Genomic DNA, 7,315 nt, shown 5'->3' with positions numbered 1-7,315 from the left:
GACATCGCCCGGCTTCTGAACGGCCGTCCTCGAAAAACCTTGGACTGGAGAACACCGGACGAAGCCATGGCCGAAGAAATCGCCAATTTCTCAAATCGTGTTGCACTTGATTCTTGAATCCAAGCAGCGTGCCCACGCGGAATTGAATCACTCGGGATGGCTGATTATTGGGAGATTCCGACGTTCGCAATTGAGGTTGGGTTTTTTTGAGGGCGCATTGAATCGTGTTTGTGTGGCCCGTGGGGTAAACGGGCCCGGTCCGTATATCTGCCAAATCCTAAAACCGCGTGGGCACGCTGCGCTTTGCCCACGCTACCGCTCGCTTTCCAGTTCGAATTGCCTCGGCAATTAGTAAATTACTCTCGCGTGCGATTGAAAAGCTGTAGGTGCTCGATTCCTCTCTGAAGGGGAACCGTATGAATTCAACTTCAGGGGGAAGCCCAATGCTGCCCACGCGCTCGCATGGCGAACTGTTTTCCGCATAGGGCAGCAGATTCTTCGGTAAGTCTCGGAGAAGAGGTCGTGGCCGAAAAATGAGATATGGGTCAGGCGTAGTCATCGTGTTGATAGCCTCGGCCTAAGGTGCCCGACGTGAGTCATCCGACAAATGTTGGAATAAGAGCGTTATCAGACACCGTCCGATAACCTGGGCGTCGTGTGCCAACCTCATGATTCATAACGTTCACCCTATCCGATAAGCTGGGCCTGCACATGAACGCTGCTCCTGCCGATCCTTCGGTGCCGCGGCCGCCCAGGCTGCTCGATCAGCTTCGCGATCGTCTCCGGCTGAAGCACTTCAGCCTGCGTACCGAGCGTGCGTAGGCTTGGTGTGTGAAACGATACATCTACTTTCACGGCAGGCACCACCCGACCACGGCCCGCGCAGGGCGGACCGGCACAGCTTGATCCGCCGGATGGGTAGTCCCGGCCCATGAGCCGGTCGATCAACGGGCCGGCCGGTGCCCACGCGCGGCCATCGAACAGCCGGTCCGTGAACTCGGTGCCTTGTCGGTGGGCAGCGTGCGGATCGCAGCGGCGCGGCCTTGGCCACGGCGCCCGCGCCCTGCTCCCTGCGCCACCAGCGGCAGCGCCGCAGCTCGCTCGGGTTCCCTGCGCGGGTCAGCGTCGGCCAGTGTCCGTGGCACCCGGTTAGACTGACGGCGCCGTGCTCGCGCGGCGCCCCGACCTGCCGCAGCCCAAGCTTCGAGGAGTATCCCATGGACATGCAGACCCGCACCGGCAGCGCCGACGCCTGGCCAGCCGAGCCGCACGCGATCCCGAGCGACATCCTCCACCGCGAGGACATCTTCCGCGAGGAACCCCAGATGCACCCGCTCAGCGCACCGACCACGCCCATGCCAAGGGTGATGGGCCTGTTTAAGCGCAGCTTCGCTGCGCGATGATCGCCCGGCGCAGCCGGGCTCCCACAGTTCTCCAATGGCTCACAACCCTCTGCATCATTCAAAACCAGGAGCACCCATCATGACCGACTCGTCAGTTTACGTTCCGCCCAAGGTCTGGAAATGGAAAGCGGGCGGCGAGGGAAGATTCGCCAGCATCAACCGGCCGATTTCCGGCGCCACGCATGAGAAGGAATTGCCCGTCGGCAAGCATCCGCTGCAGCTGTATTCGCTGGCAACGCCGAACGGGGTCAAGGTCACAATCCTGCTGGAAGAGTTGCTGGCGCTGGGCCGGCACGGGGCCGAGTACGACGCGCACCTGATCAACATCATGGAAGGCGATCAGTTCGGCAGCGGTTTCGTGGCCGTGAATCCGAATTCCAAGATTCCGGCCCTGGTGGACAGAAGCACCCCGTCGCCGACGCGGGTGTTCGAATCCGGGGCCATTCTGGTTTATCTGGCCGAGAAGTTCGACGCTTTTTTGCCCAAAGAGCCGTCGGCACGGGCCGAGTGCATGTCCTGGCTGTTCTGGCAGGTCGGCAGCGCGCCTTACCTTGGCGGCGGCTTTGGACACTTTTATGCCTACGCGCCGGTGAAGATCGAATACTGCATCGATCGGTTCACCATGGAGGCAAAGCGCCTGCTCGATGTGCTGGATCGCAATCTGGCCGGGCGACGCTATGTGTGCGGCGACGAGTACACCATTGCCGACATGGCCAACGTGGCCTGGTACGGCAGCCTGGTGCTGGACAATCTTTACGAGGCGCAGGAGTTTCTGGATGTGGCTTCCTATACCAACGTCGTGCGCTGGGCGACCGAGATTCGGGCGCGTCCGGCCGTGCAGCGCGGTCGGCGCGTCAACAGAACCTGGGGGCCGGAAGAGGAACGCCTGCCAGAGCGGCACGACGCCAGCGACTTCGAGGCCAAGCGGGGATAGGCGCCGCACGGTCCGGTCGAAAAGCTTTCCCACCACTGGATGAGAAGCCATGAAAGCAATCTGGAACGGCCAGGTCATCGCTGAGTCGCCCGACACGGTAGTCGTGGAGGGGAATCACTACTTTCCGCTTGAATCCGTGAACCGCGCATTGCTCGAGCAAAGCGCGACGACGACGGTTTGCCCGTGGAAAGGAACGGCGAATTATTACTCGCTCAACGTCGACGGTGCGCGCAACGTCGATGCGGCCTGGTACTACGCGCAACCGAAGCCCGCCGCGGCGCAGGTCGCCGGCCGCGTGGCCTTCTGGCGGGGCGTGCAGATCGTCGACTCGGCCTGATCGGGGGCGGTCCGCGCAGCGCCCGCTGCCGAACGCAGGGGTGGCATCATGTGCGCGGGCCCGCCGGGTCCACAAAAAAATCACGAGGAGACCACGACGATGACGGACGCCGAACTCGAACGCGCCCTGGCCGCAGTAGACCTGCCCCGCCCGGCCTACTGGCAGGCGCAGTACCTGAAGAACGTCGACCAGCTCTCGAAACCGCAGTACCGGATGCTCATCGAGCGCGACGTGCCGCTGCAGATGCGCGACGGCGTGACGCTGCGCGCGGACGTGTTCCGGCCGGACGCGCCGGGCAAGTTCCCGGGCCTGCTGGCGCTGTCGGCCTACGGCAAGGACTGCCAGTCGGCGCCCATCCCGGCCCAGCCGATCAATTCCTGGGTGTTCGACCACAACGTCGAGGCCGGCGACATCGAGTTTTTCGTCAAGCGCGGTTACGTGTACGTGATCCCGGACGAGCGCGGCCTCGGCAAGTCCGAGGGCGCCTGGCACGGCCCGTTCAGCGTGCAGGAACAGGAGGACGGCCACGACATCGTGGAGTGGATCGCCGCCCAGCCGTGGTGCAGCGGCAAGGTCGGCATGATGGGGATTTCCTGGTTCGGCATGATCCAGCGCTTCGTGGCCGCCCAACAGCCGCCGCACCTGGCCGCGATCTTTCCCTACGAAGCCGCCAACGATCTTTACGGCGTGGCCTACGAGGGCGGCGTGATCCAGCCGTTCTGGTGGGAACTCGAACGCGAGATTCCGGCCCACACCACGGCGTCCGAGTCCGAAAGGCTGTACTCGCCGGAAGAACTCGAAGCGCGCGTGAACGCCATAGCGGCTACCAAGGACATCGCCCTCAACACCAACTACGTGCGCCTGCTGGCACGGCGCAAGACGGCCTTTTTCGACCAGCTGCTGCACCCGACCAACACCGACTTCTGGGCCCGCCGCCGCTCGCGCGACAAGGTCGGCAAGATTACGGTGCCGGTGTACACGGCCAGCTGCTGGATTCCGTTCTTCAAGCCGTTCATGCAGGCCGTGTGGGACGACATGAACGACCCGACCCTGAACGTGCCCAAGAAAGCCGCCATCTTCGGCCACCACATCCACACCGCCCTGCCCGGCCCGCCGGAACTCAAGTACGAGGCGCTGCGCTGGTACGACCACTGGATGAAGGGCGTGGACACCGGAATCATGGACGAGCCGCCGATCCGCCTGTTCGTGATGGGCGTCAATCAGTACCGTTTCGAAAATGAATGGCCGCTGGCGCGCACGCAGTGGACCAAGCTCTATCTGCGCCCGTTCGGGGGGCTGCATGCGCTGCCGGAACCCACCGACGCCGATCCCGACCCGCTGGTGCACCGCCCGCCGATCATCTCGACCGAGCGCAATTCCGTGCGCTATTCGACGCCGCCGATGAGCGCGCCGATGGAAGTCACGGGACCTGTGGTGCTGAACCTGCACGCGGCGCTGGATCAGCCGGATGCGACCTTCATCGCCAAGCTGTGGACGGTCGGGCCCGGCGGCGAGCGCTTCCCGCTGTGCCGCGGCGTGCTCAAGGCCTCGCACCGGGCGCTGGATGCCGAAAAATCCACGCCCTGGAACCCGGTGCAGACGCATGTGGACCCAACGCCGGTGGTGCCGGGCGAGGTCAACGAGTACTCGATCGGCTTCCCGTCGATCTCCTACGTGTTCCGGCCCGGCGAGCGGCTGGAGCTGGAAATCAGCACCTGCGACCCGATCGACATCCCCTGGCACCACCGCATGAACGTGATGGGCCCGCTGCCCAGCATGACGCTGACCTACTACAAGCTGTACCGCGACCGGGACCACGCCTCGCACCTGCTGGTGCCGGTGATTCCGATCGGCGCCCCGCACGGCTGAACGAAACCGCTGCCCCGCCCGGTCGACGGCCGGGGCAGCAGACCGTCAACGGCGGCGTCCCTGGGCAAGCAAGGGGCGGGGTTCGCCCGCCCGCCGCAGGCGCTTACCCCCTACGAGAGCGCGGAATAAATCCATCCTGGGTTTTCCAGCGCCCGCCATTCACTTCAAAAGCCTTGTGGGAGCGCAGCTTCGCTGCGCGATGATCGCCCGGCACAGCCGGGCTACAGTTCTCCAATGGCTGTCAAAATCGCAATCTTGGCAGCGCATCCCTGGGCTGCGGCGACTCACCCTGCCGTCACCGGCCGCACCCGCGCCGCTGCATCGCGTGCCCGCCGACGGGCAAGCTCCACGTCCCCGGCGCGCGCCAGGGCCACGCCCATGCGGCGACGGGCGTGCGACTCGGGCTTGCCGAACAGGCGGATGTCGGTGCCGGGGATGCGCAGCGCCTCGTCGACACCGACATAGCCAATACCGACCGCCTCCAGCTGGCCGTAGATGACGGCGCTGGCCGCCGGGGTGCTCATCTCCACGTCCACCGGCAGCCCCAGAATTGCGCGCGCGTGCAGTTCGAACTCCGACAAGCGCTGGCTGGCCAGGGTGACCAGGCCGGTGTCGTGCGGGCGCGGGCTGACCTCGCTGAACCAGACCTCGTCGCCGCGCACGAACAGCTCCACGCCAAAAATGCCGCGCCCGCCGAGCGCCTGCGTGATGCGCCCGGCGATGTCCTGCGCCCGGGCCAGGGCGGTGTCGCTCATGAGCTGCGGCTGCCAGCTTTCCACGTAATCGCCATGCACCTGACGGTGGCCGATGGGCTCGCAAAAGCGGGTTTCGGTGTCGCCGTACACGCCCAGGCTGCGCACCGTCAGCAACGTGATTTCGTAGTCGAACGCAATCTGCTCCTCGACGATCAGGCGCGCCTGACGCACCCGGCCGGCGTCCAGCGCGTGCTGCCAGGCCCGTTCCAGTTCCGCGGCCTCCTGTACCCGCGACTGGCCCTTGCCGGACGAGGACATGACCGGCTTCACGAAACAGGGGAACCCGATGTCGGCCGCCGCGACGCGCAGTTGCTCCAGGCTGTCGACGAAGGCGTAGCGCGAGGTCGGCAGGCCCAGTTCCTCGGCGGCCAGGCGGCGGATGCCTTCGCGGTTCATGGTCAGCTGCGCGGCGCGGGCGGTGGGAATGACCTCGGCCAGGCCGTCGGCTTCGATCTGCACCAGCGTGTCGGTGGCTATGGCCTCGATCTCCGGCACGATGAGGGCCGGCCGCTCGCGCTCCACCAGCGCCCGCAGCGCGGCGCCGTCGGTCATGTCGATCACATGCGCGCGGTGCGCCACCTGCTGGCCGGGCGCGTTCGGATAGCGGTCCACCGCGATGGTCTCCACGCCCAGGCGCTGCAGGGCGATGATGACTTCCTTGCCGAGCTCGCCGGCGCCCAACAGCATGACGCGGGTGGCATTGGCGGCAAGCGGGGTACCTAGCAACATGGCTATTTCCGGGGGCAGGTGGTGGGCCGGGGCATTGTCTCAGCCGGCATCGGCATAGGGACACGCAGCCAGAAGCAACGGCTGCAAACCACTGTAGCCCGGCTGCGCCGGGCGATCATCGCGCCACAACACCCCGACCCGGGTTTTTCCCGATGGCAGGCGCCGAGAAATCCAGACCGCATTCATTCGGCGTTTCCATAGAGAAACTCCCAGCGCTCGGCGTGCAGTTCGCGCTCCCACACCACGCGCGCTGGTGGCAGCAGGGTCAGCTGCCAGGTCTGGTGCGCATTGCGGTACGGCTGCGCCACCTGACGAAACGGCGCCGGCGTGAGCAGGGCCAGGCACACGCCACCGGCCAGCCGCGCCGAGGCGTAGCGGATCAGGTCGATGCCCGCCTCGCGCGCCTGCGCGGCCAGCGCCTGACTGGCGGTGTAGTCGGCCGGATGGGTCAGCGCCGCCCGCGCGTCAGCGAATGCGGCCGTGGTCAGGTCCAGTGCCCGGTCGGACGCTGCATGAAATTCGAACAGCGTGAGCGACACCGTAGCAGTCACATCGGCCAGACCCACGCTGTCCAGAAAAAACCGCAGTCGCCAGTAACCCGCTTCGGCGCAGGCCGTCGGCCGGTCCTGCGCACCGTAGAACACGCCAGGATCGGTGCGCCCGCGGAAACGCGAACCGCCAACCGGCGGGCGGTAACGAAACGGCGTCGCCAGCAGCCAGTGCAGGTCGCCGGTCGCGCCCGCCGTCGGCGGCTTGGCGGCGTCGAGGATGTCCTCCAGCAGGCGCTGGTCTTCCAGATTGCCGCGCGCCAGGCGCAGCGTGGCCACCTGATGCTGCGCCTCCACCGCCCGCCAGCCGCTGCCGGCCCAGCGCCCGGCCTCAGACGCGAGCGCGGTGGGCGTCCAGGTATTCGCAGGCATGCAGCAGGCCATCCACGCGCTTGATGACGTCGATTGGCCGGGCATTTTCAAAGGCCAGATTGGCGCTGCGCAGCCAGCGGCCGGCCAGCGCGTCGTCGCCGCCGACCATGGCCGACAGCGAGCGGTACAGGCGCACCAGATGGGCCGCCAGCTCGAAGGGCTTGCTGCCGGGCGTCAGCTGGTAGGCGCCGTGCAACAGGCGCGAGGCGGTCGGCTGGCTGACGCCGATGATGGCCTTCAGCTCGCTCGGGCCGACGCTGAGCCGGTCGGCCGTTTCGACAAGGGCCTGGGTCAGTACCCGGCCGGTGTTGGACGCTGCGGCGGCGAGAGCCTGGGGCATGGGGCATTCTCCAATGGAGATCGAGCGA

7 protein-coding genes are annotated in these 7,315 nt (G+C 66.1%); 4 read left to right on the top strand and 3 right to left on the bottom strand.

Annotation, left to right across the window (positions count from 1 at the left end; all coding sequences use genetic code 11):
• The first annotated feature begins 1,217 nt into the window (after nucleotides 1–1,217).
• From H5U26_RS11985 to H5U26_RS11970, 4 genes are all read left to right on the top strand, one after another.
• Nucleotides 1,218–1,403 carry a hypothetical protein gene (locus H5U26_RS11985; protein ID WP_290619980.1) on the top strand — a complete coding sequence of 62 codons (186 nt, stop codon included), beginning with the start codon at nucleotides 1,218–1,220 and terminating at the stop codon, nucleotides 1,401–1,403.
• A gap of 79 nt (nucleotides 1,404–1,482) precedes the next feature.
• Nucleotides 1,483–2,337, top strand: coding sequence for a glutathione-dependent disulfide-bond oxidoreductase (gene yghU, locus H5U26_RS11980; protein WP_290619978.1), 855 nt, complete (start codon nucleotides 1,483–1,485; stop codon nucleotides 2,335–2,337).
• 49 nt (nucleotides 2,338–2,386) lie between these two features.
• The gene (locus tag H5U26_RS11975; RefSeq protein ID WP_290619976.1) at nucleotides 2,387–2,674 is read left to right on the top strand and encodes a DUF427 domain-containing protein; all 288 of its coding nucleotides are present in this window, start codon (nucleotides 2,387–2,389) and stop codon (nucleotides 2,672–2,674) included.
• Between the two features lie 99 nt (nucleotides 2,675–2,773).
• A complete protein-coding gene (locus H5U26_RS11970) occupies nucleotides 2,774–4,543 on the top strand; it encodes a CocE/NonD family hydrolase (protein ID WP_290619974.1) in 1,770 nt (589 codons plus the stop codon).
• Between the two features lie 284 nt (nucleotides 4,544–4,827).
• Here H5U26_RS11970 and purT read toward each other — a convergent pair whose 3' ends face one another.
• The 3 genes from purT to H5U26_RS11955 all read right to left on the bottom strand — a co-directional run bounded on the left by purT (nucleotide 4,828) and on the right by H5U26_RS11955 (nucleotide 7,287).
• Complete coding sequence (purT, locus tag H5U26_RS11965; protein WP_290619972.1) at nucleotides 4,828–6,027, bottom strand: formate-dependent phosphoribosylglycinamide formyltransferase; 1,200 nt, start codon at nucleotides 6,025–6,027, stop codon at nucleotides 4,828–4,830.
• 182 nt (nucleotides 6,028–6,209) lie between these two features.
• On the bottom strand, nucleotides 6,210–6,947 hold the full coding sequence (locus H5U26_RS11960; protein WP_290619970.1) for an RES family NAD+ phosphorylase: 738 nt from the start codon (nucleotides 6,945–6,947) through the stop codon (nucleotides 6,210–6,212).
• A complete protein-coding gene (locus tag H5U26_RS11955) occupies nucleotides 6,907–7,287 on the bottom strand; it encodes an antitoxin Xre/MbcA/ParS toxin-binding domain-containing protein (RefSeq protein WP_290619968.1) in 381 nt (126 codons plus the stop codon). The genes H5U26_RS11960 and H5U26_RS11955 overlap by 41 nt, the downstream gene beginning before the upstream one ends.
• Between the last annotated feature and the right edge of the window lie 28 nt (nucleotides 7,288–7,315).

The sequence above is a fragment of the Immundisolibacter sp. genome, from assembly GCF_014359565.1.
Lineage (GTDB): Bacteria > Pseudomonadota > Gammaproteobacteria > Immundisolibacterales > Immundisolibacteraceae > Immundisolibacter.
Note: the sequence above shows the minus strand (reverse complement) of the source record. Positions and strands in the feature narration are given on the sequence as shown.

Bases quoted from the DNA above. Each gene is read 5' to 3' on its own strand.
- H5U26_RS11985 (WP_290619980.1), top strand. From the start codon at position 1,218: ATGGACATGCAGACCCGCACCGGCAGCGCCGACGCCTGGCCAGCCGAG.
- yghU (WP_290619978.1), top strand. From the start codon at position 1,483: ATGACCGACTCGTCAGTTTACGTTCCGCCCAAGGTCTGGAAATGGAAA.
- H5U26_RS11975 (WP_290619976.1), top strand. From the start codon at position 2,387: ATGAAAGCAATCTGGAACGGCCAGGTCATCGCTGAGTCGCCCGACACG.
- H5U26_RS11970 (WP_290619974.1), top strand. From the start codon at position 2,774: ATGACGGACGCCGAACTCGAACGCGCCCTGGCCGCAGTAGACCTGCCC.
- purT (WP_290619972.1), bottom strand. From the start codon at position 6,027: ATGTTGCTAGGTACCCCGCTTGCCGCCAATGCCACCCGCGTCATGCTG.
- H5U26_RS11960 (WP_290619970.1), bottom strand. From the start codon at position 6,947: ATGCCTGCGAATACCTGGACGCCCACCGCGCTCGCGTCTGAGGCCGGG.
- H5U26_RS11955 (WP_290619968.1), bottom strand. From the start codon at position 7,287: ATGCCCCAGGCTCTCGCCGCCGCAGCGTCCAACACCGGCCGGGTACTG.